Raw genomic sequence first — 26,454 nt, 5'->3', positions numbered from 1 at the left:
GGACGCCGAGATCGCGGCGTCCGGCTCGCCGTCAGCCCAGCGCGAGGCCCAGGCCGAGCAGGACGCCGAAGACGAGCTCCGCGCGCCCGGTGTCGCGCAGCACGGGGATCAGGGCCAGGCCGGTGGCGCCGGACCCGACGGCCCGCCACGCGGCGCGTAGCAGCGCCGCCGCGACAAGGGCCAGCAGCGCCCAGGGGTGCGCGGGCGCCACCGCGACCACCAGCAGGAACGGCAGCAAGACCAGCGCGCGGTAGAGCGTGCGGGTGCGACGGTCGCCGAGACGCACCGCGAGCGTGCGCTTGCCCGCCACGGTGTCGGTCGGCACGTCGCGCAGGTTGTTCGCGACGAGGATCGCGCAAGCGAGGCAGCCGATCGCGACCGCCGCGGCCAGCGCCGACCACGACGCGCGACCGGCCTGGGTCCAGGTGGTGCCCAGCACCGCGACCAGCCCGAAGAAGACGAAGACGAACACCTCGCCGAGCCCGAGGTAGCCGTAGGGGTTCGAGCCGCCGGTGTAGTACCAGGCGGCCAGAACGGCGAGCGCGCCCACCGCGAGGAACCACCACTGCTGCGAGAGCAGCACCAGCACCAGGCCGGCCACCGCGGCGACGCCGAAGGCCGCGAAGGCGGCGCGCTTGACCGCGGCGGGGGCGGCGGCGCGCGAGCCGGTGAGCCGGAACGGTCCGACCCGGTCGTCGTCCGTGCCCCGCACGCCGTCGGAGTAGTCGTTGGCGTAGTTGACGGCCACCTGGAGCGCGAGCGAGACCACGAGCGCGAGCAGCGCGCGGCCGAGGTGGAAGGCGTCGAGCGCCGCAGCGGCGCCGGTGCCAGCCGCCACCGGGGCGACGGCGGCGGGCAGCGTGCGCGGGCGCGCGCCCTCGACCCATTGCGCGGTGGTGGCCATGGGGAGGATCTTCTCGTGCCGCGGACGGCAGCCGGTGGCTAGGGTGCCGCCGTGGCCCTGGGAGAGCTCGCGACGGCGTACCTGCGGCGCCTGGCGATGCCCGGGACGTCGACCGAGCCCGACCTGCACCTGCTGCGCCGGCTGCACGTCGCCCACGTCGAGCGCGTCGCCTACGAGTCGCTCGACCTGTACCGCGGGCGGCCACCCTCGATCGAGCTCGCCGGTTCGGCCGCTCGCGTGGCAGGTGGCCGCGGCGGCTACTGCTTCACGCTGGGCGGCGCCATGGCCTGGCTGCTGCGCGAGCTCGGGTACGACGTCCGGCTGCACCCGGCGCGCGTGCAGGCCACGGAGGCCGCGGACGTGCCGCGTCCCGGCGTCCCCGAGGTGCCGGGCGACACCCCCGACCAGCCCAACCACCTGTGGCTCACCGTGCACGGGCTCGACGCCGTGCCGTGGCTGGTCGACGTGGGGCTCGGCGACGCTCTGCACGAGCCGGTCCCGTTGCGGGAGAGCACGTTCTGGCAGGGGCCGTTCCGCTACGCGCTGCGCCGGTCGTCGTCCGAGCTCGGACCGGGGTGGTGGCTCCAGCACGCCCCGGATATGTCGTTCGGCGGCGCGCACCTGGCCGACCCCGAGGTCGACGTCGAGCACTTCGCGGGCGCGCACGAACGGCTCGGGTCGTCGCCGGCGTCCGGGTTCGTGCGGCTCGTCTCGGCGCACCGGAGGCTGCCCGACCGGGTCGAGTCGCTGCGCGGGCGCACGCTCCGGGTGGTCGACGGCGCGGGCTCGCACCAGCGCGTGGTCGACTCGCCGCTCGAGTGGTGGGGCCTGCTCGGCGACGTCTTCGGGCTGCGCCTGGCGGACGTCGACGCGGCCGAGCGCGAGCAGCTGTGGGCGCGGGTCAGCGCCGACCACGAGGAGTGGGTCAGGCAGGGACCTCCGTCATGAGGACGTCGAGGTTGTGGAAGGTGGGCGGCCCGTCGCAGAGCTCGGCCATCTTCGCCGCGAACTCGCCGGTCTGCGGGTCCTCGGAGTTCTGCATCGCCAGCTCGTAGGAGCCGAACTCGACGATCGTCATGTAGTGGTTCGGACGGTCGCGGTCGGCGACGACCGTGATCCGTTGCGGCGCCTCGGGTCCGGGCGGCCCGGTGTGCTCCTCGCGGAACCGCTCGCTCATCTCGCGGATCTCGTCGGGACGGCTGCTGTCGTACTCGATGATCTGGACGAACCCGGCCACGGTGACCTCCTCGCTCACCCCTGCGCCTCGACGATGCTCCGACCGGCGGGCGGGTTCAAGAGACGAACCGGACGGTTCGGCGGGCGGTCGCCGTGGCCGTCGGTCAGCGGTCGGCGAGCCGGACGACGAAGCAGAGCCCTGACCACGCCGCGTCCACCGCGCACACCTTCACGTCGACGCGGCCGTGCGCCAGGCCGAACTCGCGCACCGAGTTGTCGTCGAGGTCCGTCGGCACGCCGCTGGACCGCTTGGGCCAGGCGACCCAGAGGCGGCCGGCGGTCGTCGTCCGGGCGTGCAGCGCCGGCCAGCGGGTGTCGAGCCGCCGGCGGTCGGGGGCGAAGGCCAGCACCACGTCGTAGGGGTCGCGGCCGGCACGGAAGTGCAGCGTGACGTCGTCCGGCAGGAGGCCGAGGTCGAACCTCGGCGGAGCGCCGTCGAGCAGGACGCGCGAGCCGGCCTTGATGCCGAGCTTGGTGGCGAGCGGGGTGCCGCTGTACCCGGTCGGGCTGCTCATGGTCGTCTCGCGCCCAGCCGCTCGGCGGCGAGGCGGGTGGCGGCCGCGCGGTCGGGCTTGCCGAGCGCCTTCTGCGGCAGGACGTCGACCGGCAGCACGTCGCGTGGGGCGGCGGCCGCGCCCAGACGGCTGGAAACGCTGTGCCGCAACGACTCCAGCGGCGGCGGCTCACCCACCACGAGCGCCACGACACGGTGGCCCCACTCGTCGTCCGGCACGCCCACCACGAGGCTCTCGGCCACGCCGGGCAGCTCGGCGAGCACCTGCTCCACCGCCTGCGGCGACACCTTGACGCCGCCCGTGACCAGCACGTCGTCGGCCCGGCCGTGGACGACGAGCCGTCCGTGCCGCACCTCGCCGACGTCGTCCGTGGTGAACCATCTCGTGGGGCCGTCGGTCTCGAAGGCGGTGCTGGTGGCGGAGCGGTAGCCCCGAGCCACGACCGGACCACCGAGCCGGACCCGGTCGCCGACCTCGACCTGCACTCCGTCGAGCGGGATCCCGTCGTAGACGCAGCCGCCGCAGGTCTCGCTCATGCCGTAGGTGGTGACGACACGGACGCCGGCGGCGTCGGCGCGGTCGAGCAGGCTGGGCGTGGCCGCTGCCCCGCCGAGAAGCACGGCGTCGAGCCGGGTGAGCGCCTCGAGCGCAGGGCCGCCGTCCTGCAGGACGCGCACGAGCTGGGTCGGGACGAGCGCGGTGTACGCGCGGTCGGACGACTCGGCAAGCTCCGTTGCGGCAGCGGCGAAGGCGCTCAGGTCGAAGCCGTCGCGCAGGTCGAGCCGCAGCGGTTCGGTGCCGGCCACCACGGACCGCACCAGCACCTGAACGCCGGCGACGTGGTGCGGTGCCAACGCGAGGAGCCAGCGACCCGCGCCGCCCAGCCGCTCGTGGGTTGCGGTGGCCGACGCGACGAGCGCCGAGGCCTGCAGCAGAGCGCCTTTGGGCCTCCCGGTCGACCCGGACGTGGCGACCACGACCGCGGTCGGGTCGACGTCGTCGTCCTCGTGAGGGAGGAGCGGCGTGCCGGCGCCGAGCGCCTCGAGCGTGGCCGTCGCCGTGCCGTCGTGGGCGACCGGCAGCACCGCGTCGCCGGTGCCGTCGAGCGCGGACCGCAGCAGCGCGAGCGCCTCGGCCGTGGGCGTCGCCGCCAGGTCGACGGCGGTCAGCAGGCGGGGCACGCCGTCAGCCTAGGTCAGCCGGCCGGCCCGTCGACGTTCACCGTGGGGACGCCGCTGCCGCAGCGGACGACGACCGCCTGGCTGGTCTCGTCGCCCGGGTTGAGCTCGCGGTGAACCGCGAACGCCGGCACGTGCAGGAAGTCACCCGGACCGGCCTCGACCGCTTCGCCGCCGCCCGGCCCGGACTCCAGCCGCATCCGCCCGCGCACCACGTAGAGCGTCGTCTCGTGGTCGCCGTGGCGGTGCCAACCCGACGTGGTGCCGGGCTCGGTGTCGACCGTGCCGCTCCACATCCCGGCGACGTCCAGCCCGACCCGGCGGGTCATGCCCGGCGTGGGGTCGGCGTCCGCCAGCTCGTCGGAGCGCACGAGGGACACAGGCAAGGCGCTGCGGTCGTCGGTCACGCCGCCAGCCTGCCGCCAGGACCTCAGAAGTACCAGGGGAAGGGCGACCAGTCGGGGTCGCGCTTCTCGAGGAACGCGTCGCGCCCCTCCACCGCCTCGTCCGTCATGTAGGCGAGCCGAGTCGCCTCGCCGGCGAAGACCTGCTGGCCGACCATGCCGTCGTCCGTGAGGTTGAAGGCGAACTTCAGCATGCGCTGCGCGGTCGGGCTCTTGGCGTTGATCTCCCGTCCCCACTGCAGCGCAACGGTTTCGAGCTCGGCGTGGTCGACGACCTCGTTCACGGCACCCATGCGCTGCATCGTCTCGGCGTCGTAGGTGCGACCGAGGAAGAAGATCTCTCGCGCGGCCTTCTGCCCGACCATCTTGGCCAGGTAGGCCGAGCCGTAGCCGCCGTCGAACGACCCGACGTCGGCGTCGGTCTGCTTGAAGCGGGCGTGCTCGCGGCTCGCGATCGTCAGGTCGCACACCACGTGCAGGCTGTGCCCGCCGCCGGCCGCCCACCCCGGGACGACGGCAACGACGACCTTGGGCATGGTGCGGATCAGCCGCTGCACCTCCAGGACGTGCAGCCGCCCGCCGGCCGCCTTCACCCGGGCCGCGTCGACGGTGTCGGCGGTCTCGCCGTCCGCGTACTGGTAGCCGCTGCGGCCGCGGATCCGCTGGTCCCCCCCGCTGCAGAACGCCCACCCGCCGTCGCGCGGGCTCGGGCCGTTGCCGGTGAGCAGCACGCACCCGACGTCCGGCGTCATGCGGGCGTGGTCGAGCGCGCGGTACAGCTCGTCGACCGTGTGCGGGCGGAAGGCGTTGCGCACCTCGGGCCGGTCGAAGGCGATGCGCACCGTGCCGACGTCGCGACCGTCCTCGACCGCGCGGTGGTAGGTGATGTCGGTGAAGTCGAAGCCGTCGACCTCGCGCCAGGACGACGGGTCGAAGATCTCGCTGACGGGCTGGCTGCTCACCTGCGCGAGGATACGGGGGTGCCCCCGACCGACCTGCCCAGCCTCGACGAGCTGCGCGCCGCCGCCCGCGTCGTGTCCCTGCCGATGCGGGTGCCGTTCCGCGGGGTCACGACCCGCGAAGCCCTGCTGCTGCAGGGACCGCACGGCTGGGGCGAGTTCTCACCGTTCCTCGAGTACGCGGACGACGAAGCCGCGCGCTGGCTGCGGTCGGCCGTCGCGTGCGGCTGGCAGGCCCTGCCCGACCCCGTGCGCGACGCCGTGCCCGTCAACGCGACCGTCCCGGCCGTCGCGGCCGGCGAGGTGGCCGCGGTGCTCCAGCGGTTCGACGGCTGCACCACGGCCAAGGTCAAGGTCGCCGAGGCCGGCCAGTCGCTCGACGACGACCTGGCCCGGGTGGCCGAGGTCCGCGCGGTCATGGGACCAGGCGCCGCGATCCGCGTCGACGCCAACGGCGCCTGGTCCGTCGACGACGCCGTGCGCGCCCTCACCGCGCTGAGCCGCCACGGCCTCGAGTACGCCGAGCAGCCGTGCGCCACCCTGCTCGAGCTCGCGTCGGTGCGGCAGGCCCTCGCGCAGTCCGGCGTCGACGTCGCGATCGCGGCCGACGAGAGCATCCGCAAGGCCGACGACCCGCTGCGGGTGGCCGCCACCGGCAGCGCCGACGTCGTTGTGCTGAAGGTCGCCCCGCTCGGCGGCGTGCGGGCCGCCCTCGACGTCGCCGAGGTCTGCGGGTTGCCGGTCGTCGTGTCGTCGGCGCTCGACACCTCGGTCGGCATCGCCGCCGGCGTCGCCCTCGCCGCCGCGCTGCCGCAGCTGCCGTACGCCTGCGGCCTCGGGACCGTCGGCCTCCTCGCCCAGGACGTCGCCACCGACCCCCTGCGCCCGACCGGCGGCCGCATCACCACCGGGCGGGCCAGCTCCGTCGTCCCCGACCGGCTGGACGACGTCGCCGCGCCGCCCGACCGCGAGCGCTGGTGGCTCGACCGCCTCGCCCGCTGCCACGAGGTGCTGGCGACCGGACGCTGAGCGGCGGGTATCACGCGCCGTCCGCGGCGCTCTTCTCCGGCGAGGACGCCGCGCCGCGGCGCGCCCGCCCGCCGGAGGTCCCCCATGAGCACCGCGACCGTCGCCACCCGCCGTCCCGCCGCCTGGTCGGACGTCGCCGACCGCACGCCGGTGCTGCGCCTCGACACCAAGGTCGTCGCGGCCTCGTACGCCCGGCTCGCGGCGGTGCTGCCCGGCGTCCGGCTGCACTACGCCGTCAAGGCCAACCCGGCGCGCGAGGTGCTCAGCACGCTGGCCGGGCTCGGCTGCCGCTGGGACGTCGCCAGCCCCGGGGAGATCGACGCCGTCCTGCGCGCCGGTGGCAGCACCGAGCAGATGTCGTACGGCAACACGGTCAAGCTCGCGGGCGACATCGCGTACGCGCACGCCGTGGGGGTCACGCGCTTCACGTTCGACGCCCCGGGCGAGCTGGCCAAGCTGACCGAGCACGCACCGGGCAGCACGGTGATGGTGCGGCTGACGACGTCCGGCGCGGGCGCGGACTGGGCGCTGCGCGGCAAGTTCGGCTGCCCTGCCCACGAGGCCGAGGCGCTGCTCGAGCAGGCGGTGCGGGCCGGGCACCGGGTCGGGGTCGCCTTTCACGTCGGCAGCCAGCAGCGCGACCCGCACGCGTGGGACGAGCCGCTGGCCACCACCGCCCGGCTGCGCGCCGGGGTGCGAGCGCTCGGCACCGACCTGGCGGTCGTGGACCTCGGCGGCGGCCTCCCGGCCGACCTGCTGGAGCCGACCCCGAGCGCCACCCGGTACGGGCGCGCCATCACCGCCGCGCTCGCCCGTCACCTCGGCCCGGGGCGGCCGGAGGTGATGGCCGAGCCGGGGCGCTCGCTGGTCGCGGACGCCGGCACCCTCGACACCGAGGTCGTCCTGGTGAGCGACCGCGCGGGCACCCGCTGGGTGTACCTGGACGCCGGGGTGTTCACCGGGCTGGTCGAGACCGTCGGCGAGGCGATCCGGTACCGCGTCGAGGTGCTGCGCGACGGGCGGCCGCTCGGTGGCCCGACCCTGCCCGTCGTCCTGGCCGGTCCGACCTGCGACAGCCTCGACGTCCTGTACGCCGAGCACCGGTACGCCCTGCCCGCCGACCTGCGTCCCGGCGACCGGCTGCGGCTGCACGCCACCGGCGCCTACACGGCGTCGTACTCGACGGTGGGGTTCAACGGGTTCGCGCCGCTGCGCCAGGAGTTCCGATGACGTCCCCGACCTTCCGGGCCGCCCTCGGGTCGTCGAGCCTGCGCGGCCTGCTCGTCGCGCACAGCGCGGGCACCGCCGCCCAGCTCGCGCTGACCCTCGCCGTCGGCGTCGAGGTGCTGCACCGGACGACGTCCGGGATCTGGGTCTCGGCCGCGCTGGCCCTGGGGTTCGCGCCCTACGCGGTGCTCTCCGGGCTGGCGGGCGCGCTCGCCGACCGCTGGTCGGCGCCGGCCGTGATCGGCGGCTCGGTGCTGCTGCGCTGCGTGTCCTGCACCGCGGTCACCGTCGCGCTGGTCGCCGGCTGGTCGACACCGGTGCTGGTGGTGCTGGCGGGCGTCACCGCGGTGTGCGCGACGCCCTCGTACCCGGCGCTCGCCGCCGCGACGCCCCAGTGCGTCACCCCGCCGCAGCTGCCCGCCGCCAACGCGCTGGTCACGGCGGCCGAGAACGTCGTGTGGGTCGCCGGTCCGGGCCTGCTCGGGCTGCTGCTGCTCGTCGGCCGGTCGACCGCGCTCGTCACCGCGGTGTCGAGCGCCGCCTTCGGCATGGCGGCCGTGGCGGCGCTGCGGGTGCGGCTGCAGCGGCGGCACCGCGCGCCGTCGTCCTGGTGGGGAGCACTGGGGCAAGGGCTGCGCGCCGTGTACGCCGACCGCGCCGTGCGCGTGCCCATGTCGGTCGCGGTCGTCGACAACTTCCTCTACGGGTTCCTGCTGGTGTCGGTGCTGCTCACCGCGGCGGCCTCGCCGGGCCTGGTGAACGGGGCGCTCACGGTCGGCGCGCTCGCCGCTCTCACCGTCGTGAACCGGTGCGCCGGCGCGCAGCGGTCGCGGGTCGTGCTGGTGCTGGTGATGACGGGGCTGTGCGCGAGCGTCGCGGCCTTCGCGCTGGTGGGGTCGGCCGCACCGGCCGTCGCGCTGCTGGCGGTCGCCGGCGCGGGGACGATGGTGGCCGAGGTCGTCGCGGTGACGATGCTGCAGCGGGCCGCGTCGCCCGACGTCCTGGCGCGCGTGTTCGGCGTCTTCGACCAGGTCAACGTCGGCGCCATCGCCCTGGGGTCGTTGGTGGCCGGGCAGCTGTCGGCCGCGGTCGGGTCGGGACCGGCGGCGCTCGCGGTCGGGGGTGCGTGCCTGCTGACGACCTGGCTGGCGCTCGGCGCGGGACCGGTGGGCACCCAGCTCGCCCGTCGCGTGCGTGGCCTGGGTGGAGGTGCGGCAGGATCGGCGGTGTGAACCCGTCCACCGCCTGCGCCACCGTGCTCGTCGACGAGCTGGTGCGTCACGGCGTGCGCGAGGCGGTGCTGTGCCCGGGCTCGCGGTCGGCGCCGCTGGCCTTCGCGCTGCACGCGGCGGACGGCGCCGGCCGGCTGCGGCTGCACGTGCGCACCGACGAGCGGGCCGCAGCGTTCCTGGCACTGGGGCTGGCGAAGGCCGCGGGTGTGCCGGTCCCCGTCGTGACGACGTCCGGGACGGCGGTCGCGAACCTGCACCCCGCGGTGCTGGAGGCCTCCCACGCGGGCGTCCCGCTGCTGCTGCTCACCGCCGACCGCCCGCCCGAGCTGCGCGGCACGGGCGCCAACCAGACCACGCGGCAGGTGGGGATCTTCGGCACCGCGACCCGCTGGGACCACGACCTCGGCACGCCCGACCACCGCCCCGGGCAGGTGGCGTCGTGGCGCTCCACCGCCTCGCGCGCGGTGCTCGCGGCCGTCGGCCGGGGTGGCCCCGCAGGGCCGGTGCACCTCGACCTGCCCTTCCGCGAACCACTCGTTCCCACCGACGACGGCGACCTCGACGAGCCGCTCGACGGCCGCCCGGGGGGCGCGCCGTGGACGTCCGCACCCGTCACCGGCGTTGCGGCAGAAGCGATCCAGGACGACGGGCGGCGTACGCTGGTGGTGGTCGGCGACCTGCCGACCGGCCCGGTCGACCACGGTGACGCCGCCGCCGATCTCGCGGCACGCCACGGGTGGCCGCTCGTGGCCGAGCCGTCGTCCGGTGGTGCGCGGTCCCGGTCGCTGCCGCACGCGTCTTTGCTGCTCGGCTGCGAGAGCTGGCTCGACGCGCACCGGCCCGAGCGCGTCGTCCTCGTCGGCCGGGTGACGCTGCAGCGCGGCGTCGCGCGCCTGCTGGCCCACCCCGGCACGGACGTCGACCTCGTGGCACCCGCCGGTCCGTGGCCCGACCCCGGCGCCCGGGTGCGGTCGGTGCTCCCCCTCGAGGCGCTGGACGCCGGCCGGGCGGGTGCCGTGCGCGCGGCGGCGCCGACGTCGTGGGCGAGCGCGTGGCACGACGCGGCGCAGTCGCTGGTCGAACCGGTGGGCGCGGCGGTCGGCGCGAGCTGGCCCTCAGGACCGGCTGCAGCGCAACGGATCTGGGGCTCGCTGCCCGCAGGCGCTCAGGTGTTCGTGGGCTCGTCGAACCCGGTGCGCGACCTCGACGTCGCGACGGCCGGGCGCGGCCCTCGCGTCCTGGCGAACCGCGGCCTGGCCGGCATCGACGGCTGCCTGTCGACGGCGAGCGGGCTGGCCCTGGCGACGTCCGCGCCGACGTACGCGCTGGTCGGCGACCTGACGTTCCTGCACGACCTCGGCGGGCTCGTCGTCGGGCCGCACGAGCCGCGCCCCGACCTCACGGTCGTGGTGGTCAACGACGACGGCGGGGGCATCTTCTCGACCCTCGAGCCGGGCGGGGACGAGCACGCCGGCGCCTTCGAGCGCGTCTTCGGCACGCCGCACGGCGCGGACCTGGGGTCGCTGGTGCGCGGGGTCGCCGCGCGCCACGTGCTCGCCGAGACCCCGGAGGCCCTCGACGCGGCCGTGTGCGTTGCGCCGCAAGGGATCACGGTCGTCGAGGTGCCGGTCGACCGCACCGGCACCCGGGCCCTCCACACCTCCCTGCGAGATCTGGCGACCGCCACCCTCACGTCCTGACCCCCGGGGCGGCGGGCGCGGGCTCGGCCGTGACGACGACCTTGCCGGCAGCGTTGCGGGATGCCACGGCGTCGTGTGCCGACGCGACGTCCGCCAGGCCGTACTCGGCGTCGTCGACGAGCGGCGTGACCTGCCCGCGGTCGACCAGCTCGGCCACCCGACGCAGGATCTCGCCGTGGTGCGCCTTGCCCTCGCCGGTCAGCAGCGGCAGCAGGGTGAAGACGCCGGAGTACGACGCCCCGCGGAAGCTCAACGGTGCCAGGCTGTGGGTGCCCCAGCCGAGCACGCTCACCACGCGGCCCGTGTGACGGCGCACCGCCAGGAAGGAGTCGTCGAGCGTCTTCCCGCCGACGGTGTCGAGCACGACGTCGAAACCGACGCCGCCCGTGGCGCTCGCGACGTACTCCTCGACCGAGGACGTCGTGCGGTCGACCGGCTCGGCACCCAGCGCCCGGATCGTGTCCAGGCTGCGCGGCGATCCGGTGGCGTGGACTGTCGCACCAGCGGCGAGAGCCAGCTGGACGGCGACGTGGCCCACCCCGCCCGCGCCGCCGTGCACCAGGACCGCGTCGCCCGGGCCGACCTGGCCCCGGTCGACGAGCGCCTCCCACGCGGTGACGGCCACCAAAGGCAGCGCAGCGGCTTGCCGCAGAGCCAACCGCCGGGGTGCCCTCGCCAGCAGGTCGGCGTCCGCGACCGCGTACTCGGCGAGCGACCCCGGGATGCCGCCGACGCCGCCGGCCATGCCGTACACCGCGTCGCCGACCGAGAGCTCGCGGACTCCGGGACCGGTCTCGACGACGGTGCCGGCCAGGTCGATCCCGAGCACGGCGGGGACGGACACCTGCGCGTGCGCAGCGGCGCCGGCTGCGATCTTGAGGTCGAGCGGGTTGACACCGCTGGCGACCACGCGCACCAGCACCTCGCCCGGCCCGGGCGTCGGCCGGGGCAGGTCGCGAGACACCAGGTCGGCACCCAGCTGCTCGAGGACCATCGCGCGCATGGTGGCCATGTCAGCGCACCCCTGCCGTCAGCCGCGGCGCAGCCTCGACCGCAGTCTCGACCGGTGAGCCCTGGCGGTGGCGACGGCGCGGCAGGCCGACCGCGGCCACGACGGCGGTGGCCACCATGACCCACGCCAGGACGCCGAGGACGCTGCTGGTCGCCGCTGCGAAGTCGGCGCGGACGAAGCCCGGGACGGCGCCGGCGGCACGGTGCCCGTCCAGCTGGGCGATGCTGTCCGCCAGGCGGTGCGCGGCACCGGACGGGACGCCCTGCTCCTCCAGGGAGCTCGCCAGGCCGCTGCGCAGGCGGTCCAGCAGGATCGCGGCCGTGATCGCCAGGCCCACGCCGGAGCCGAAGTTGCGCACGGTCTGCGTCATGCCCGTCGCCTGCCCGTAGGCCGCCGGGTCGGAGTGCACGAGCGCGTCGGTGTTCGCCTGCCCGATCACCAGCCCCAGGCCCGCTCCGACGAGCACGATGAACGCGACCTGCGGGCCGACGGCCAGGGTGGTCACGTGGGCCGCCCAGCCGTGCAGGCCGACCGCCGCGAGCACCGAGCCCAGCACCACGGGCCGACGGACCCCGCCACGGTCGAGCATCCGTCCACCGACCTGGGCCGCCACCACGAACCCGGCGAAGAAGTACAGCAGCAGCAGGCTGGCCTGGGCGGGGGTGCGTCCCAGGGCGATCTGGCCGTACTCGCTCGTCACGAGGAAGAGGGGGATGAAGACGACCATGGCGCCGAACAGGACGACGTTGTCGACGGCGAAGGCCCGGTCGCGGTAGGCGCGCAGGTCGACTAGGGGCTCGGCTGCCCGCAGCTCGACCGCGGCGAACGCGGCGAGCAGCGCAGCGCCGACGGCGAGCGCGGTGGCCGTCAGCGGGCTGCCCCAGCCCCACGTGCCGCTCTGCTGCAGGCCGACCACGACGGTCGCCACGCCGGGGACGAGCAGGAGCAGGCCGCGGACGTCGAGCGGGGCCGGCCGCCGTTCGTCCCGGATCTCGGCCCGGGCCACCAGGACCAGGGCGACGACCGCCACGGGGACGTTGATCCAGAAGATCGACCGCCAGGTCCAGGCGGTGAGGAAGCCGCCGACCGACGGCCCGACCGCCGTGAGAGCGCCGGCGATGCCGAAGAACATGGCCAGGGTGCGGCCACGGTGGGTGGCGTCCGAGGCGCCGACGACGACCGCGAGCGCGGCCGGGTACATCAGTGCGCCGCCCGCGCCCTGGAGGGCGCGGAAGGTGACGAGCCACGCCTCGGCCCCGGCGCCTGTGGGGGCGAGCCCGCAGAGCGCGGACGCCACGGCGAAGGTGACGACGCCGAGCGTGACGGTCCGGCGGGCGCCGAGGGTGTCGGCCAGCTTGCCGCCGAAGGCGAACAGCGCGGCCATCGCGACCAGGTAGGCGTTGACGGCCCAGTGGAGCCCGGCGCTCGTCAGGCCGAGGTCGGCCTGGATGCGCGGGGCGGCGACCGACACGATGGTCTGGTCGATGAATGTCATGGCGACGGCGAAGACCATCGCGGTGAGGGCGACGGTGCGGCGTCCGGTGGTGGTCATGGGGTGCTCCTCCTGTGGTGGAACGGTCACCACGACGGTCGCGCCGCACGAGCGGCAGCAGTAGGCGGGTCGCGCCTGGGCACCTACAACCGGGGCTTGTGGAGGGCTAGCATCCGGGCATGCCGCTGAGCGGGCACGTGCCCGACCTGTCCGCGATCGAGGTGCTGCTCGCGGTGGCGCGCACGGGCAGCCTCAACGCCGCCGCGGCCGAGGTCGGGGTGAGCCAGCAGGCCGTCTCGGCGCGCGTGCGGTCGATCGAGGCGCAGACCGGGGTGGTGCTGGTCCGCCGGGGACCCCGCGGGTCGCAGCTCACGGACGACGGCGTGGTCGTGGTCGAGTGGGCCACCCGCCTGCTCAACGTGGCCACGCAGTTCGACGCCGGTCTCGCCGCGCTGCGCGAGGACCACCGCAGCCGGCTGCGCGTCAGCGCCAGCCTCACCGTCGCCGAGCAGCTGCTCCCGGGCTGGCTGGTCTCCTTCCACCGCTCCGGTCCGCCGGGTCGTCGGCCCGAGCTGGAGCTCACCGCGGTCAACAGCGAGACGGTGGTCGCCCACGTGGAGGACGGCCGGGCAGACCTCGGCTTCGTCGAGGGACCGCGGGTCCCGGCGGGGCTGAGCAGCCGCGTCGTCGCGCACGACGAGCTGGTCCTGGTCGTGGCACCCACGCACCCGTGGGCCCGCCGGCGCCAGCCGCTGCCCGCCGCCGAGCTGGCCACCTGCTCGCTGGTCACGCGCGAGCACGGGTCGGGCACGCGCGACGCCCTGGACGCCGCCCTGCGGCGGGCCGTCGGCCCCGACCACGAGCCGGCCGAGCCGGCGCTGTCCCTGTCGACGGCCACGGCCATCCGGTCGGCGGTGGCCGCGGGCGCCGCTCCCGCCGTCCTGAGCTCGCTGGCCGTCCGCGACGACACGAGCCGGGGCCTGCTGGTGCGGGTGCCGGTCGAGGACCTCGACATGCGCCGCGACCTCAGGGCGGTCTGGCTCGGCGGGCGCCAGCCACCGGCTGGCGCGGCGCGCGACCTGATCGGGCACATCGCCGGGTACCAGTCGGCCTTGTAGCCCACCAAGCGCGAGGTCGGTACCGCCGTCGCTCCCGCCCCAGCACGGTGGTCCTCATGACCACCCTCCTCGAGCGCCCCCACCGCCACCCCCGCGCTGCGCACCCCGTCGTCCGGCGCGCCACCCCCAACCTGTTCGCGATCAGCTTCGGGCTGGCCGGCCTGGCCCAGGCGTGGGCCGACGGCACGGAGGTCGCGGGCGCCCCTGCCGTCGTCGCCGACGTGCTCTGGCTGGTCACCGGCGCGGTCTGGCTGACCACCCTCGTCGTGTACGGGCGCTCGCTGCTGCGCACCGGCCGCTGGCGGACCGAGCTCTCCGACCACGTCTTCGGGCCGTTCGTCAGCGTCCCCGCGATCGTCGGGATGCTCCTCGCCGGCGGCCTCAGGCCGCACCTTCCGGTCCCGGCCCTGGCCCTGTACGTCGGGTCCGTCGTCGCGGCACTGGTGCTCGGGGGACACCTGCTCGCCGTGTGGGCGCTGGACGACTCGCCCTCCACCCACTGGCACCCCGGCTACTACCTGCCCTCGGTCGGTGCGCCCCTGGTGGCGGCGACCGAGGCGGCCGGCTTCGGGCACCCGGACCTCGCCCGGCTCCTGCTCGGCACCGGGGTGGTGAGCTGGCTGCTGGTCGGGGGCGTCCTGCTGCACCACCTCGTCGGTCAGGAGCGGCTCCCGGCGGCGCTGCTGCCGACCATGGCGATCCTGCTGGCCCCACCAGTCGTCTGCGGCAACGCCTGGTTCGCCGTCAACGGCGGCCGTGCGGACACGGTGGCGTTGGCCCTCGCGGGGTACGCGCTCCTCATGGTCGTGACGCAGCTGGGCCTCGTGCCCGCCTACCGGACCGTGCCGTTCGGACCGGGCTGGTGGTCGTTCTCGTTCCCGTGGGCGGCGGCTGTCGGCAACGCGCTGACGTGGTTGGTCGCCGAGCACGTGGACCACCGACGGGTGTGGGCGTACGTGCTGCTCGCGGCGCTGTCCGCCTTCGTCGGTCTGCTGGCGGTCAGGACCGTCGACGCCCTCGTCCACCACCGCTTCCTGCCGGCACCCGTGGCCGACGGGCAGCTCGCGTCAGCGGTGGTGCGACAAACCTCGTAGCACCGCCACGCGGCCCCGCTCGCCGGACGCCCAGCACGCGCCGTCTCGCGTGCACTCGACGCTGTCGAGGCTCGTGGTGTCGAACGCCGTCCAGTGCCGCCCGCCGTCGCGCGAGACGTCCGAGCCGGTCGGGCCGACCGCGACGACCGACGCGCGGGACCGCGGCAGCCAGGCCGAGCCCGAGCGGTAGCCGCCCAGGTCGCCGCCCTGCGCCCAACGCCGTCCGCCGTCCTTCGAGTAGGCCGACGCCTTCGTGCCGACGGTGGGCGCGGTGAAGTCACCGCCCACGGCGACGAGCTCGCGGGTGTGCCGGACGGCGAGCGAGAAGATCCCGCCGGCCTCGCTGCTGGGCACCGGGGTGGTGGCGGCCGTCCAGGTGCGCCCGCGGTCGCGGCTGTGCAGCACGCGCGACTGCGCGCCGCCGCCGGTGGCGATCCAGGCGTCCGAGCGCCCGGCGGTCACGAGGCAGGTGCCGCTGGCGGCGAAGCCGAACTCGCCGGGGAGGGCGTCCGGCATGCCGGCCGGGTCGACGACGCTCCACGAGCGCCCGCCGTTGCTGGTGGCGATCACCCGGAACTTCCCGTCGACCGGGTCGCTCATCGCCAGGCCGTGCTGGTCGTCCCAGAAGCTCATGCAGTCGTAGAAGGCGTTCTCGTCCGGGTTGGCGAAGCCCTGGTGCCAGGAGTGCCCGCCGTCCGACGTCCGGTAGATGCGCGAGTCACCGCCGGGGCCGATCGACAGGATGACCGCGCGGTGCGCGTCGAAGGCCTCGATGTCGCGGAACTCCAGGGTCGCGGTGTCGCCACCGGGGGAGACGTCGTCCCACGTGCGGCCGCCGTCGTCGGTGCGCAGCACCGTGCCGAGGCTGCCCGACACCCACGCGACGTCGCGGTTGACCGGCGCCAGGCCGCGGAACCGCGCGGTCGTGCCGGTCGGAGCCGTGTCCTGCCACCGCAGCTGCTGGTCGCCGTGGCCGCGGCCGTGCGCGGACGCGACCTCGGCGCCGAGCAGCGGGGCCGGGACGGCGAGCGCCGAGGCGGTCGCGACGAGGGTGAGCGGGCGGAGGACGGATCGGCCGGTCATGGCAGGGCAACCTACCCAGCCCGTCGGCGTCAGACCAGACCCAGCGTCGCGAGCACCCGGGGCCACGCGAGCGCACCCAGCGCGGCGTCGGCCTCCGGCGTGCCGCCGTGGTCGTAGAGCTCGGACGGCGGCACCGCGGGCTCGCCGGGGAAGCGCACGCGGTGACCGGCGGCCGGGTGGGTGACGACCTCGACCGGACGGCTGGCCGCGACCCGCACCGACTCGAGCTCGCGGGCGTGCGCGACGCCGTCCCACATGTGGTCGTCGCCGCCGCCGACCAGCAGCAGGTCGGCCGCCGCCGCACCGACGTCGATCCGTGCCGCGTCGGTGCGGGCCGGGTCGAGCAGGAGCGAGCGGCGGTAGATCTCGATGTTGGCGACCGGGGCCGGGCCCGGCTCCCACGTCTCGTCGTAGGTGACGAACGGGAGCGGCCGGCCCTGCCAGGTCCACGACGAGCGGTACGGGTAGGTCTCGCCGTCGGCGCCGGGTCCGACGTTGGCCCACACCACGTGGGTCGGGGCGAGGGCCACGACGGCGTCGAGCCGGTCGCAGACGACGGACGTCGCGAGGGCGAGCTCGGCTCCCTTGGACAGCCCGATCGCGCCGACCCGTACCCCAGGTGCCCTCTGCCGCAACAGGTCCACCGCGCTGACGAGCGTCTCGAGCGGCACCTCGCAGATGCCGGGCGGCTGGTCGGGGCCGCCGAACCACTGCAGCGCCAGGGCGAGCGCGCCCTGGTCGGCGAGCAGCTGCGCCCGGCCGACCTCGAGCCGGCCGCTCGACCCGGACAGCACCACGACCGCGGCGCGGGGCGGGCCGTCCGGTTCGAGGAGCAGCCCGTGCACACCGGGCCCGACCGGCTGGGCCTCGGTCATGACCGGTTCAGCGCGTCCCGCATCGGCACCAGCTTGGCGTCGGACTCGGCGAGCTCGGCCTCGGGGTCGGAGCCGGCGACGATGCCGCAGCCGGCGAGCAGCCGCACCCGGTGCCGGTCGGACGGGTCGAGCTCGGCGCAGCGCAACGCGATGCCCCACTCGCCGTCGCCCCTGCCGTCGGTCCAGCCGACCGGCCCGGCGTAGCGACCGCGGTCCATGCCCTCGAGCTCGCGGATCAGCTCGATCGCGGCGGCGGTGGGGGTGCCGCCGACCGCGGCCGTGGGGTGCAGCGCGGCCGCGAGCGCGAGCGAGGTGGCGCCGTCGGCGAGCACACCGGCCACGTCGGTGGCCAGGTGCATGACGTTGGGCAGGTGCAGGACGAAGGGTGCCTCCGGCACGTTCATGGACGTGCAGTGCGGCGACAGCGCCTCGGCCAGCGACCGGACGGCGTACTCATGCTCCTCGAGGTCCTTGCTCGAGCGCGCCAGCGAGCCGGCCAGCGCGAGGTCGTGCTCGTCGTCGCCGGTGCGCCGGATCGTCCCGGCCAGCACGCGGGAGTGCACCAGCCCGCGCTCGAGCCGCACCAGCAGCTCGGGCGTCGCGCCGACGAGGCCGTCGACCGAGAAGGTCCAGCAGCCGGGGTAGCGGTCGGCCAGGCCGCGCAGCAGCCAGCGCGGGTCGACGGGCGCGCTCGTGCGGGCCTCGAGGTCGCGCGCGAGCACCACCTTGTCGAGGTCGCCGGCGCCGATCCGCTCGACGGCCCGCGCCACGACGAGCTCCCAGTCGGCGCCCGACATCGTGCCGTCGGCGTAGGTCACCTCGCCGGGCGCGGACGCCTCGTGCTGCGCGAGCTCAGCCGCCGCCGGCAGGACTCCTTGTGCCGCAACGGTCGTGACCCACCAGCGGTGGCCGCGCCGTCCGACCACGACGGCGGGCACGACGAGGACGCTCTGCCGTCCCGAGCGCGCGTCGAACGCGAACGACCCGAACGCCACCGCGCCCGAGCCGGGGACGTCGACCTCGTCGCGGACGACGGCGTGCGCGAGCATCTCGCCCCACCAGGCCTGCGCGTCGTCGAAGCGGTCGTCGCCCGACGCCTCGAACCGCGCGGCCTCGCCCCACCCGACGAGGCCCTCGCCGCGACGCACCCACGAGAACGCGGGCTCGTCGGGCAGCAGGTCCAGCAACGGGCCCGGGTCGGCGACCGGGACCGTCCGGACGACGAGCGGGGCCGCGGCGGCGGACGGGGCGACGGTCACGTCGTCCAGCGTAGGTCGGCCCCTGGCCACCCCGCCCATCGGGTGCGGGAGGATGAGCGGGTGAGCCGAGCCCACCTGGACAAGCGCCCCGACGAGGTCGCGGCGATGTTCGACACCGTCGCCGACCGGTACGACCTGACCAACGACGTGCTGTCGCTCGGCCAGGACCGGCTGTGGCGCCGCGCGGTGCTGCGGGCCCTCGACGCGCGTCCCGGCGAGCGGGTGCTCGACCTGGCGGCGGGCACCGGCACCAGCAGCGAGCCGTTCGCCGACGGGCGCGTCGAGGTCGTGCCGGCCGACTTCTCGCTCGGCATGCTGCGCGTCGGCAAGCGCCGTCGTCCGGACCTGCCGTTCACCGCCGGCGACGCCACCCGGCTGCCGTTCGCCGACGCCGCCTTCGACGCCGTCACGATCTCGTTCGGCCTGCGCAACGTCGTCGACCCGGACGCCGGCCTGCGCGAGCTGCTGCGCGTGACGCGTCCGGGTGGCCGGCTGCTCGTGTGCGAGTTCAGCCACCCGGTGTGGGCGCCGTTCCGCACCGTCTACGTCAACTACCTGATGCGCGCGCTGCCGCCGGTGGCCCGCAAGGTCAGCTCGAACCCCGAGTCCTACGTCTACCTCGCCGAGTCGATCCGCGCCTGGCCCGACCAGCAGGCGCTCGCCGAGCGGCTGCAGGGCGCCGGCTGGGGCGACGTCGCCTGGCGCGACCTCAGCGGCGGGATCGTCGCGCTGCACCGCGCCACCCGCCCCGCCTGACCCACCGCTCGGGATGCGGGCGGGCCGCACCCGGACTTCACTGGACGACGACCGACGACGTCTGGTGAAGGAGAGCGCGATGGGCAACGACGACAAGCTCCAGAACACCGGTGAGGACCTGCGCGGCAAGGCCAAGGAGGCCGCGGGCAAGCTCACCGACGACGAGGAGCTCGAGGCGCAGGGCAAGGGCGACCAGGCCAAGGCCGACCTGAAGCAGGCCGGCGAGAAGGTCAAGGACGCCTTCAAGCACTGAGGCGCCCGGCCCCGAGGGGCTGCTCCGCACCGTGACCGGCACGCTCCGCCCGGAGGGTGCCGGTCACCGTGCGCCGGGCGAGGAGCGTAGAGTGCCGACCGCGCTCGTGAAGGTTTTCACGAGCGCACCCGCGGGGTCTCGCCACCCGCTCCGACAGGTAAGGCCCGCCTTATCTCGGAGCCGCGTGGCGCCGCCCTAGGATGCTCGACGAACGACCACGGACCACAGAGGGGAGCGAGGCGGCGTGAACCCCTACATCCCGATCCTCGTCCTGTTCGCGATCGGCGCCGGATTCGCGGTGTTCTCGATCGGGGCGGGCTCGGCTGCCGGGCCCAAGCGCTACAACCGCGCCAAGCTCGACGCGTACGAGTGCGGCATCGAGCCGTCGCCGCACGCGGCCGGCGGCGGGCGCTTCCCGGTCAAGTACTACCTGACCGCCATGCTCTTCATCATCTTCGACATCGAGTCGGTGTTCCTGTTCCCGTTCGCGGTGGGGTTCAACCGCCTCGGGGTGTTCGCCCTCGTCGAGATGGTGCTGTTCATCCTCACCGTGTTCATCGCGTACGCCTACGTGTGGCGCCGCGGCGGACTGGACTGGGACTGAGGTCTTCATGGGTATCGAGGAGAAGCTGCCCGCCGGCTTCCTGCTGACGACGGTCGAGGGCCTCGCCGGCTACATGCGCAAGAGCTCGGTCTGGCCGGCGACGTTCGGCCTGGCCTGCTGCGCCATCGAGATGATGGCCGTCGGCACGCCCGACTACGACATCGCGCGCTTCGGCATGGAGCGCTTCAGCGCCACGCCGCGCCAGGCCGACCTGATGATCGTCGCGGGTCGCGTGAGCCAGAAGATGGCGCCCGTCGTCCGCCAGGTCTACGACCAGATGCCCGAGCCCAAGTGGGTCATCTCGATGGGCGTCTGCGCGAGCAGCGGCGGCATGTTCAACAACTACGCGATCGTGCAGGGCGTCGACCACATCATCCCGGTCGACATCTACCTGCCGGGCTGCCCGCCGCGCCCGCAGATGCTGCTGAACGCGATCATCGAGCTGCACCACCAGATCCAGAACACGCCGCTGGGCGTCAACCGGGCCGAAGCCGCGCGCGCCGCCGAGGCCGCCGCGCTGCGGTCGACCCCCACCGAGCACATGCACGGGCTGCTGCGATGAGCGGCGACAAGGGCGCCGAGCAGACCAAGCCCGACGCCGTCGTGGCGCAGGAGGCCGCGCCGACGACGTCCGAGGTCGCGACCACCGGCGGCGAGGCCGAGCTGGTCGACGTCCGCACCGGGATGTTCGGCATCCACGGCAGCGGTGACACGTCCGGCTACGGCGGGCTGGTGCGCGCCGTGTCGTTCGGCGCGCCCGCCACCCGCCCGTTGGAGGGCTGGTTCGAGGGCGCGGCCACCGACCTGGCCGCCGCGCTCGAGGACGACGGCACCTCCTTCGACGAGGCGGTCGAGAAGGTCGTCGTCGAGCACGGCGAGCTGACCCTGCACGTGCGGCGCGACGCGCTGCCCGCCGTGGCCCGCGCGCTGCGCGACGAGCCCGGCCTGCGGTTCGAGATCTGCTCCGGCGTCAGCGGTGTGCACTACCCGCAGGACGCCGGTCGCGAGCTGCGCGCGGTCTACCACCTGCTCTCGCTGACCCACGGCGGCCGCCGCGTTCGCGTCGAGGTCAGCTGCCCGGACGACGACCGGCGCATCCCGTCGGTGGTCGAGGTGTGGCCCGGCAACGACTGGCACGAGCGCGAGACCTGGGACATGTTCGGCATCGTCTTCGAGGGCCACCCGGCGCTGACCCGGATCCTCATGCCCGACGACTGGCCCGGCCACCCGCAGCGCAAGGACTACCCCCTCGGCGGCATCCCCGTCGAGTACAAGGGCGCGCAGATCCCGCCGCCCGACGAGCGGAGGTCGTACAGCTGATGAGCGACCAGACCATCGACCAGACCGTCGAGCAGGACCCCTACGGCCTCACCGACTCCGAGGGACCGTCCAAGGGCGGCGCCGTGTTCAACGCGGCCGGCGGCGACTGGGACGACGTCGCCGAGGAGGCCGCGCAGCTCGGCGAGGAGCGGATCGTCGTCAACATGGGGCCGCAGCACCCCTCGACGCACGGCGTGCTCCGGCTGATCCTCGAGATCGACGGCGAGAGCGTGACCGAGGCCCGGGCCGGCATCGGCTACCTGCACACGGGCATCGAGAAGAACATGGAGTTCCGCACCTGGACCCAGGGCGTGACCTTCTGCACCCGCATGGACTACCTGACGCCGATGTTCCAGGAGACGGCGTATTGCCTCGGCGTCGAGCGGCTGCTCGGCATCACCGACCAGGTGCCCGAGCGGGCCTCGATCATCCGCGTGCTGATGATGGAGCTCACCCGGATCTCCTCGCACCTGGTCGCCACCGCCACCGGCGGCATGGAGATGGGCGCGACGACGGTCATGACCGTCGGCTTCCGCGAGCGCGAGCGCGTCCTGAAGGTGATCGAGAACATCACCGGCCTGCGCATGAACAACGCGTACGTCCGCCCCGGCGGCGTGGCGCAGGACCTCCCGCCCGGCGCGATCGACCTGATCCGCGACATGGTGCCGGCGGTGCGCCGTGGCCTCGGCGAGCTCGAGGCCCTGCTGCTCGAGAACCCGGTGCTCAAGGGCCGCACGGTCGACGTCGGCTACCTCGACCTCACCGGCTGCGTGGCGCTCGGCATCACCGGCCCGATCCTGCGCTCGACCGGTCTGCCGCACGACCTGCGCAAGTCCGACCCGTACTGCGGGTACGAGACCTACGACTTCGAGGTCATGACGCGCGACACCTGCGACGCCTACGGCCGCCTGTGCATCCGGCTCGACGAGTGCTACGAGTCGCTGTCGATCATCGAGCAGACCGCCGACCGGCTGCAGGCCACGCCGGGCCCGGTCATGGTCGACGACAAGAAGATCGCCTGGCCCGCGCAGCTGGCCATCGGCTCGGACGGCATGGGCAACAGCCTCGACCACATCAAGCAGATCATGGGCACCTCGATGGAGGCCCTGATCCACCACTTCAAGCTGGTCACCGAGGGCTTCCGGGTGCCGGCCGGCCAGGTCTACCAGGCGGTCGAGTCGCCCAAGGGCGAGCTCGGCGTCCACCTGGTCAGCGACGGCGGCACGCGCCCGTACCGCGCGCACTTCCGCGACCCGAGCTTCAACAACCTGCAGGCCACGGCCGCGATGTGCGAGGGCGGCCAGCTGGCCGACGTCATCGTCGCCGTCGCGTCGATCGACCCGGTGATGGGAGGGGTGGACCGCTGATGCCGGCCGAGTACCAGGCGACGTTCGTCGCCGCCGAGGGTGCCGACACCTACCCGGACGACGTCCGCGAGCGGCTCGAGGCCGACGCGGCGCTCGTGGTCGCGCGCTACCCGCAGAAGCGCTCGGCCCTGCTGCCGCTGCTGCACCTGGTGCAGTCCGAGGAAGGCTACGTCAGCCAGCGCGGCGTCGAGCTGTGCGCGCGGCTGCTCGACCTCACCACCGCCGAGGTGGCGGGCGTCGCGACGTTCTACACGCAGTACAAGCGCCACCCCAACGGCACCTACACCGTCGGCGTCTGCACCAACACGCTCTGCGCGATCATGGGCGGCGACCAGATCTTCGACGCCCTGAGCGACCACCTCGACGTCGGCCACGACGAGACGACGGACGACGGCGCGATCACCCTCGAGCGGGTCGAGTGCAACGCGGCGTGCGACTTCGCCCCGGTGGTGATGGTCAACTGGGAGTTCTTCGACCAGCAGACGCCGAGCTCGGCGCGCGACCTCGTCGACAAGCTGCGCGCCGGCGAGGCCGTGGCCCCCACCCGCGGCCCGTCGCGCGTGTGCACCTTCAAGCAGGTCTCCCGCGTGCTCGCCGGCTTCCCCGACGGCCTGGCCGACGAGGGCGTCGGCGCGGCGGGTCCCTCGCTCGAGGGCCTGAAGCTGGCGCGCGAGAAGGGCTGGACGGCTCCGTCGTCCGACAGCTCGGGCTCCAGCGCGCCGGCCGAGCAGGTCGCGGCCGAGCACGTGGCGGCGCCCGGCGCCCCCAGCTCGAGCGACGCCGCGGCGGCCGAGGGCGCGCAGGGCGCGGCCTCGACGTCCCCGGCCAAGAACGCCCGCAAGTCCACGACGAAGAAGACCGCGGCGCGCAAGAAGCCCGCCGAGCCGGCCGCGGACAAGGAGGACTGAGCATGGCCCCCACCACGCTCACCCCGATCCTCACCGAGTTCTGGGACGCCGAGCAGTCCTGGAGCCTGCAGACCTACGAGGCGCACGACGGCTACTCGGCGCTGCGCACCGCGCTGGGCATGTCGCAGGGCGACCTGATCCAGCGGGTCAAGGACTCCGGCCTGCGCGGCCGCGGCGGCGCCGGCTTCCCCACCGGCATGAAGTGGGGCTTCCTGCCCCCGCCGGACGGCGGACCCCGCTACCTCGTCGTCAACGCCGACGAGTCCGAGCCGGGCACCTGCAAGGACATCCCGCTGATGATGGCGGCGCCCCACTTCCTGGTCGAGGGCGTCGCGATCACGTCGTTCGCCATCGGCTGCGACCACGCGTTCATCTACCTGCGCGGCGAGGTCGTGCACGTCTACCGCCGCCTGATGCGCGCGGTGGAGGAGGCCTACGCCAAGGGCTTCCTCGGAAAGAACATCCTCGGCTCGGGCTTCGACCTCGACGTCACCGTGCACGCCGGCGCCGGCGCGTACATCTGCGGCGAGGAGACCGCGCTGCTCGACTCGCTCGAGGGCCGGCGCGGCCAGCCGCGGCTCAAGCCGCCGTTCCCCGCGGTCGCGGGCCTGTACGCGCGCCCGACCGTCGTCAACAACGTCGAGTCGATCGCCAGCGTCCCGGCCATCATCAGCAAGGGCGCCGACTGGTTCAGCTCGATGGGCACCGAGAAGTCCACGGGCTTCGGGCTGTTCAGCCTGTCCGGCCACGTCAAGCGTCCCGGCCAGTACGAGGCGCCGCTCGGCATCACGCTGCGCGAGCTGCTCGACATGGCCGGCGGCATGCGCAGCGCCGAGCACCCGCTGAAGTTCTGGACGCCGGGCGGCTCGTCGACGCCGATCTTCACCGCCGAGCACCTCGACGTCCCCCTGGACTTCGAGTCCGTGGCGAAGGCCGGCTCGATGCTCGGCACGCGCGCGCTGCAGATCTTCGACGACACCACGTGCGTCGTGCGCGCCGTCGACCGCTGGATCGACTTCTACGCCCACGAGTCCTGCGGCAAGTGCACGCCGTGCCGCGAGGGCAACTACTGGATGAAGCAGGTGCTGCACCGGCTCGAGCACGGCCAGGGCACCGAGGCCGACCTCGACAAGCTGCTCGACATCTGCGACAACATCCTCGGTCGCTCGTTCTGCGCCCTGGGCGACGGCGCCACCAGCCCGGTGACGTCGAGCATCCAGTACTTCCGCGACGAGTACCTGCGCCACCTGCCGTCGGCCGACAACCCGCACGGCGGCTGCCCGTTCGACCCCGCGGCGTCCGCCCTGTTCGCACCCGAGGTGATCGCAGCACCATGACCGTCACCACTCCCACCGGTGGCCAGCCGGCGACCCGCGACGACCACGTGCGCGTGGTCATCGACGGCGCGGACGTCGAGGTGCCCAAGGGCACGCTCGTCATCCGCGCGGCCGAGCAGATCGGCGTGCAGATCCCGCGGTTCTGCGACCACCCGCTGCTCGAGCCCGTCGGCGCCTGCCGCCAGTGCCTCGTCGAGGTGCAGACCCCCGGCCCGGACGGCGAGCTGCGGGCGATGCCGAAGCCGCAGGCCTCGTGCACGCTGGCCGTCAGCGAGGGCATGGTCGTCAAGACCCAGCGCACCTCGCCGGTGGCCGACAAGGCCCAGCACGGCGTGATGGAGCTGCTGCTCATCAACCACCCGCTCGACTGCCCGGTGTGCGACAAGGGCGGCGAGTGCCCCCTGCAGAACCAGGCGCTGTCGAACGGCCGCGGCGAGTCGCGCTTCACCGACGTCAAGCGCACCTTCCCCAAGCCGGTCAACATCAGCAGCCAGGTGCTGCTCGACCGCGACCGCTGCGTCCTGTGCGCGCGCTGCACCCGGTTCAGCAAGCAGGTCGCGGGCGACCCGTTCATCGAGCTGGTCGAGCGCGGGGCGCTGCAGCAGGTCGGCATCTACGCCAAGCAGCCGTTCGAGAGCTACTTCAGCGGCAACACCGTGCAGATCTGCCCGGTGGGCGCCCTGACCGGTGCGGCGTACCGGTTCCGCAGCCGTCCGTTCGACCTCGTCTCGACGCCGAGCGTCTGCGAGCACTGCGCCTCGGGCTGCGCGATCCGCGTCGACAGCCGGCGCGGCGTCGTCCTTCGCCGGATGGCCGGCGACGACCCGCAGGTCAACGAGGAGTGGAACTGCGACAAGGGCCGCTGGGCCTTCCAGTACGCCACCACCGACCGGCTCACCCACCCGCTGGTGCGCGACGCCGACACCGGTGAGCTGCGCGTCGCGTCCTGGCCCGAGGCGATCACCGTCGCGGCGCAGGGGCTGGCCGCGGCACGCGCCGCCCGCGGCGTCGGCGTCCTGACCGGCGGCCGCGTCACGCACGAGGACGCCTACGCCTACGCCAAGTTCGCGCGCGTCGCGCTCGGCACCAACGACGTCGACTTCCGCGCGCGCCCGCACTCGGCCGAGGAGGCCGACTTCCTGGCCCACGCCGTGGCCGGCGCCTGGGTCGGCGCCGAGGGCGTCGACTACGCCGAGCTCGAGGCCGCGCCGGCCGTGCTGCTCGTCGGGTTCGAGCCCGAGGAGGAGTCGCCGATCGTCTTCCTGCGGCTGCGCAAGGCCGTGCGCCGTCACGGCCAGCAGGTCGTGTCGGTCGCCAGCTGGGCCTCGCGCGGGCTCGAGAAGCTCGACGGCCGGCTCGTGCCGGCCGGCCCGGGCACCGAGGCCGAGGTCGTCGACGCGATCGCGCAGGGCGCCGACGAGGTCTCCGCCACCACGCAGCTGCTGCGCACCAACGGGTCCGTGATCCTGGTCGGCGAGCGCCTGGCCACCGTGCCCGGCGCGCTGTCGGCGGTGCTGCGGCTGGCCGACACCACCGGCGCCCGGCTGGCCTGGGCGCTCGGCTGCGCCGGCGAGCGCGGCGCCGTCTTCTTC

General features: G+C 74.6%; 27 protein-coding genes. 16 read left to right on the top strand and 11 right to left on the bottom strand.

Translation table 11 applies throughout. The features are described 5' to 3' along the window. Nucleotides 1–31: 31 nt before the first annotated feature. A complete protein-coding gene (locus ACYVJ4_RS02375; RefSeq protein ID WP_460458501.1) occupies nucleotides 32–904 on the bottom strand; it encodes a 1,4-dihydroxy-2-naphthoate polyprenyltransferase in 873 nt (290 codons plus the stop codon). A 51-nt stretch (nucleotides 905–955) separates the two neighbouring features. On the opposite strand from ACYVJ4_RS02375, the gene ACYVJ4_RS02370 reads away from it, so the two are divergent. Then, a complete protein-coding gene (locus tag ACYVJ4_RS02370; protein WP_460458500.1) occupies nucleotides 956–1,852 on the top strand; it encodes an arylamine N-acetyltransferase family protein in 897 nt (298 codons plus the stop codon). Here the strand turns inward: ACYVJ4_RS02370 and ACYVJ4_RS02365 are convergent. The 5 genes from ACYVJ4_RS02365 to ACYVJ4_RS02345 all read right to left on the bottom strand — a co-directional run bounded on the left by ACYVJ4_RS02365 (nucleotide 1,830) and on the right by ACYVJ4_RS02345 (nucleotide 5,199). Beyond that, nucleotides 1,830–2,159, bottom strand: a complete 330-nt coding sequence (locus tag ACYVJ4_RS02365) for a hypothetical protein (RefSeq protein ID WP_460458499.1) — start codon at nucleotides 2,157–2,159, stop codon at nucleotides 1,830–1,832. The genes ACYVJ4_RS02370 and ACYVJ4_RS02365 overlap by 23 nt on opposite strands. Before the next feature lie 85 nt (nucleotides 2,160–2,244). After that, nucleotides 2,245–2,655, bottom strand: a complete 411-nt coding sequence (locus ACYVJ4_RS02360; protein WP_460458498.1) for a DUF3052 domain-containing protein — start codon at nucleotides 2,653–2,655, stop codon at nucleotides 2,245–2,247. Further along, nucleotides 2,652–3,836 carry an o-succinylbenzoate--CoA ligase gene (gene menE, locus ACYVJ4_RS02355; protein WP_460458497.1) on the bottom strand — a complete coding sequence of 395 codons (1,185 nt, stop codon included), beginning with the start codon at nucleotides 3,834–3,836 and terminating at the stop codon, nucleotides 2,652–2,654. Before menE ends, ACYVJ4_RS02360 begins: the two co-directional genes overlap by 4 nt. A gap of 14 nt (nucleotides 3,837–3,850) precedes the next feature. Continuing rightward, the gene (locus tag ACYVJ4_RS02350) at nucleotides 3,851–4,240 is read right to left on the bottom strand and encodes a cupin domain-containing protein (RefSeq protein WP_460458496.1); all 390 of its coding nucleotides are present in this window, start codon (nucleotides 4,238–4,240) and stop codon (nucleotides 3,851–3,853) included. 23 nt (nucleotides 4,241–4,263) lie between these two features. Beyond that, nucleotides 4,264–5,199, bottom strand: a complete 936-nt coding sequence (locus tag ACYVJ4_RS02345; protein WP_460458495.1) for a 1,4-dihydroxy-2-naphthoyl-CoA synthase — start codon at nucleotides 5,197–5,199, stop codon at nucleotides 4,264–4,266. Nucleotides 5,200–5,217: 18 nt separating this feature from the next. Here ACYVJ4_RS02345 and ACYVJ4_RS02340 point away from each other — a divergent pair, with 18 nt between their 5' ends. The 4 genes from ACYVJ4_RS02340 to menD all read left to right on the top strand — a co-directional run bounded on the left by ACYVJ4_RS02340 (nucleotide 5,218) and on the right by menD (nucleotide 10,384). After that, a complete protein-coding gene (locus ACYVJ4_RS02340; RefSeq protein ID WP_460458494.1) occupies nucleotides 5,218–6,225 on the top strand; it encodes an o-succinylbenzoate synthase in 1,008 nt (335 codons plus the stop codon). A gap of 84 nt (nucleotides 6,226–6,309) precedes the next feature. Continuing rightward, nucleotides 6,310–7,455, top strand: a complete 1,146-nt coding sequence (locus ACYVJ4_RS02335; RefSeq protein ID WP_460458493.1) for a type III PLP-dependent enzyme — start codon at nucleotides 6,310–6,312, stop codon at nucleotides 7,453–7,455. Further along, nucleotides 7,452–8,684 carry an MFS transporter gene (locus ACYVJ4_RS02330; RefSeq protein ID WP_460458492.1) on the top strand — a complete coding sequence of 411 codons (1,233 nt, stop codon included), beginning with the start codon at nucleotides 7,452–7,454 and terminating at the stop codon, nucleotides 8,682–8,684. Before ACYVJ4_RS02335 ends, ACYVJ4_RS02330 begins: the two co-directional genes overlap by 4 nt. Then, entirely contained in the window at nucleotides 8,681–10,384 is a 1,704-nt protein-coding gene (gene menD / locus ACYVJ4_RS02325) for a 2-succinyl-5-enolpyruvyl-6-hydroxy-3-cyclohexene-1-carboxylic-acid synthase (RefSeq protein ID WP_460458491.1), read from the top strand. Before ACYVJ4_RS02330 ends, menD begins: the two co-directional genes overlap by 4 nt. Here menD and ACYVJ4_RS02320 read toward each other — a convergent pair. Continuing rightward, entirely contained in the window at nucleotides 10,374–11,387 is a 1,014-nt protein-coding gene (locus ACYVJ4_RS02320; RefSeq protein WP_460458526.1) for a zinc-dependent alcohol dehydrogenase family protein, read from the bottom strand. The two genes, menD and ACYVJ4_RS02320, sit on opposite strands and share 11 nt — an antisense overlap. Nucleotides 11,388–11,397: 10 nt before the next feature. Next, nucleotides 11,398–12,948 carry an MFS transporter gene (locus tag ACYVJ4_RS02315; protein WP_460458490.1) on the bottom strand — a complete coding sequence of 517 codons (1,551 nt, stop codon included), beginning with the start codon at nucleotides 12,946–12,948 and terminating at the stop codon, nucleotides 11,398–11,400. Between the two features lie 119 nt (nucleotides 12,949–13,067). Between ACYVJ4_RS02315 and ACYVJ4_RS02310 the strand changes: the two genes are divergently transcribed. Then, nucleotides 13,068–14,006 carry a LysR family transcriptional regulator gene (locus tag ACYVJ4_RS02310; RefSeq protein WP_460458489.1) on the top strand — a complete coding sequence of 313 codons (939 nt, stop codon included), beginning with the start codon at nucleotides 13,068–13,070 and terminating at the stop codon, nucleotides 14,004–14,006. A gap of 56 nt (nucleotides 14,007–14,062) precedes the next feature. Then, a complete protein-coding gene (locus ACYVJ4_RS02305) occupies nucleotides 14,063–15,100 on the top strand; it encodes an SLAC1 family transporter (protein WP_460458488.1) in 1,038 nt (345 codons plus the stop codon). Here the strand turns inward: ACYVJ4_RS02305 and ACYVJ4_RS02300 are convergent. The 3 genes from ACYVJ4_RS02300 to ACYVJ4_RS02290 are packed head-to-tail and all read right to left on the bottom strand — an operon-like array spanning nucleotide 15,074 to nucleotide 18,326. Further along, nucleotides 15,074–16,183: an oxidoreductase gene (locus tag ACYVJ4_RS02300; protein WP_460458487.1), complete on the bottom strand. Its 1,110-nt coding sequence runs from the start codon at nucleotides 16,181–16,183 to the stop codon at nucleotides 15,074–15,076. The genes ACYVJ4_RS02305 and ACYVJ4_RS02300 overlap by 27 nt on opposite strands. Nucleotides 16,184–16,212: 29 nt before the next feature. Further along, complete coding sequence (locus tag ACYVJ4_RS02295) at nucleotides 16,213–17,058, bottom strand: acyl-CoA thioester hydrolase/BAAT C-terminal domain-containing protein (RefSeq protein ID WP_460458486.1); 846 nt, start codon at nucleotides 17,056–17,058, stop codon at nucleotides 16,213–16,215. Then, nucleotides 17,055–18,326: an isochorismate synthase gene (locus ACYVJ4_RS02290; RefSeq protein WP_460458525.1), complete on the bottom strand. Its 1,272-nt coding sequence runs from the start codon at nucleotides 18,324–18,326 to the stop codon at nucleotides 17,055–17,057. Before ACYVJ4_RS02290 ends, ACYVJ4_RS02295 begins: the two co-directional genes overlap by 4 nt. Nucleotides 18,327–18,377: 51 nt before the next feature. Here ACYVJ4_RS02290 and ACYVJ4_RS02285 point away from each other — a divergent pair, with 51 nt between their 5' ends. The 9 genes from ACYVJ4_RS02285 to ACYVJ4_RS02245 form a co-directional block, all read left to right on the top strand. Further along, a complete protein-coding gene (locus ACYVJ4_RS02285; protein WP_460458485.1) occupies nucleotides 18,378–19,073 on the top strand; it encodes a demethylmenaquinone methyltransferase in 696 nt (231 codons plus the stop codon). 79 nt (nucleotides 19,074–19,152) lie between these two features. Next, the gene (locus tag ACYVJ4_RS02280) at nucleotides 19,153–19,326 is read left to right on the top strand and encodes a CsbD family protein (protein WP_460458524.1); all 174 of its coding nucleotides are present in this window, start codon (nucleotides 19,153–19,155) and stop codon (nucleotides 19,324–19,326) included. 244 nt (nucleotides 19,327–19,570) lie between these two features. Then, nucleotides 19,571–19,930 (top strand): NADH-quinone oxidoreductase subunit A, encoded by a 360-nt coding sequence (locus ACYVJ4_RS02275; protein WP_460458484.1) that lies wholly within the window; start codon nucleotides 19,571–19,573, stop codon nucleotides 19,928–19,930. Between the two features lie 7 nt (nucleotides 19,931–19,937). Further along, nucleotides 19,938–20,492, top strand: a complete 555-nt coding sequence (locus tag ACYVJ4_RS02270) for a NuoB/complex I 20 kDa subunit family protein (RefSeq protein ID WP_460458483.1) — start codon at nucleotides 19,938–19,940, stop codon at nucleotides 20,490–20,492. Further along, complete coding sequence (locus ACYVJ4_RS02265) at nucleotides 20,489–21,250, top strand: NADH-quinone oxidoreductase subunit C (protein WP_460458482.1); 762 nt, start codon at nucleotides 20,489–20,491, stop codon at nucleotides 21,248–21,250. The genes ACYVJ4_RS02270 and ACYVJ4_RS02265 overlap by 4 nt, the downstream gene beginning before the upstream one ends. Next, entirely contained in the window at nucleotides 21,250–22,617 is a 1,368-nt protein-coding gene (locus ACYVJ4_RS02260; RefSeq protein ID WP_460458481.1) for an NADH-quinone oxidoreductase subunit D, read from the top strand. Before ACYVJ4_RS02265 ends, ACYVJ4_RS02260 begins: the two co-directional genes overlap by 1 nt. After that, nucleotides 22,617–23,525, top strand: a complete 909-nt coding sequence (gene nuoE / locus ACYVJ4_RS02255) for an NADH-quinone oxidoreductase subunit NuoE (protein ID WP_460458480.1) — start codon at nucleotides 22,617–22,619, stop codon at nucleotides 23,523–23,525. The genes ACYVJ4_RS02260 and nuoE overlap by 1 nt, the downstream gene beginning before the upstream one ends. A gap of 2 nt (nucleotides 23,526–23,527) precedes the next feature. Continuing rightward, nucleotides 23,528–24,862, top strand: coding sequence for an NADH-quinone oxidoreductase subunit NuoF (gene nuoF, locus ACYVJ4_RS02250; protein ID WP_460458479.1), 1,335 nt, complete (start codon nucleotides 23,528–23,530; stop codon nucleotides 24,860–24,862). Next, on the top strand, nucleotides 24,859–26,454 hold a 1,596-nt coding region (locus ACYVJ4_RS02245; RefSeq protein ID WP_460458478.1), incomplete at its 3' end, for an NADH-quinone oxidoreductase subunit G. The genes nuoF and ACYVJ4_RS02245, both read left to right, overlap by 4 nt.

The organism is Angustibacter peucedani (assembly GCF_054779595.1).
The sequence above is the reverse complement of the archived record's forward strand: the minus strand, read 5'-3'. Positions and strand labels throughout refer to the sequence as shown.

Coding starts and splice junctions, on each gene's coding strand:
- ACYVJ4_RS02360 (WP_460458498.1), bottom strand. CDS start 2,655: ATGAGCAGCCCGACCGGGTACAGCGGCACCCCGCTCGCCACCAAGCTC.
- ACYVJ4_RS02305 (WP_460458488.1), top strand. CDS start 14,063: ATGACCACCCTCCTCGAGCGCCCCCACCGCCACCCCCGCGCTGCGCAC.
- ACYVJ4_RS02375 (WP_460458501.1), bottom strand. CDS start 904: ATGGCCACCACCGCGCAATGGGTCGAGGGCGCGCGCCCGCGCACGCTG.
- ACYVJ4_RS02265 (WP_460458482.1), top strand. CDS start 20,489: ATGAGCGGCGACAAGGGCGCCGAGCAGACCAAGCCCGACGCCGTCGTG.
- ACYVJ4_RS02330 (WP_460458492.1), top strand. CDS start 7,452: ATGACGTCCCCGACCTTCCGGGCCGCCCTCGGGTCGTCGAGCCTGCGC.
- ACYVJ4_RS02260 (WP_460458481.1), top strand. CDS start 21,250: ATGAGCGACCAGACCATCGACCAGACCGTCGAGCAGGACCCCTACGGC.
- ACYVJ4_RS02280 (WP_460458524.1), top strand. CDS start 19,153: ATGGGCAACGACGACAAGCTCCAGAACACCGGTGAGGACCTGCGCGGC.
- ACYVJ4_RS02315 (WP_460458490.1), bottom strand. CDS start 12,948: ATGACCACCACCGGACGCCGCACCGTCGCCCTCACCGCGATGGTCTTC.
- ACYVJ4_RS02335 (WP_460458493.1), top strand. CDS start 6,310: ATGAGCACCGCGACCGTCGCCACCCGCCGTCCCGCCGCCTGGTCGGAC.
- nuoF (WP_460458479.1), top strand. CDS start 23,528: ATGGCCCCCACCACGCTCACCCCGATCCTCACCGAGTTCTGGGACGCC.
- ACYVJ4_RS02300 (WP_460458487.1), bottom strand. CDS start 16,183: ATGACCGGCCGATCCGTCCTCCGCCCGCTCACCCTCGTCGCGACCGCC.
- ACYVJ4_RS02270 (WP_460458483.1), top strand. CDS start 19,938: ATGGGTATCGAGGAGAAGCTGCCCGCCGGCTTCCTGCTGACGACGGTC.
- ACYVJ4_RS02320 (WP_460458526.1), bottom strand. CDS start 11,387: ATGCGCGCGATGGTCCTCGAGCAGCTGGGTGCCGACCTGGTGTCTCGC.
- ACYVJ4_RS02310 (WP_460458489.1), top strand. CDS start 13,068: ATGCCGCTGAGCGGGCACGTGCCCGACCTGTCCGCGATCGAGGTGCTG.
- nuoE (WP_460458480.1), top strand. CDS start 22,617: ATGCCGGCCGAGTACCAGGCGACGTTCGTCGCCGCCGAGGGTGCCGAC.
- ACYVJ4_RS02295 (WP_460458486.1), bottom strand. CDS start 17,058: ATGACCGAGGCCCAGCCGGTCGGGCCCGGTGTGCACGGGCTGCTCCTC.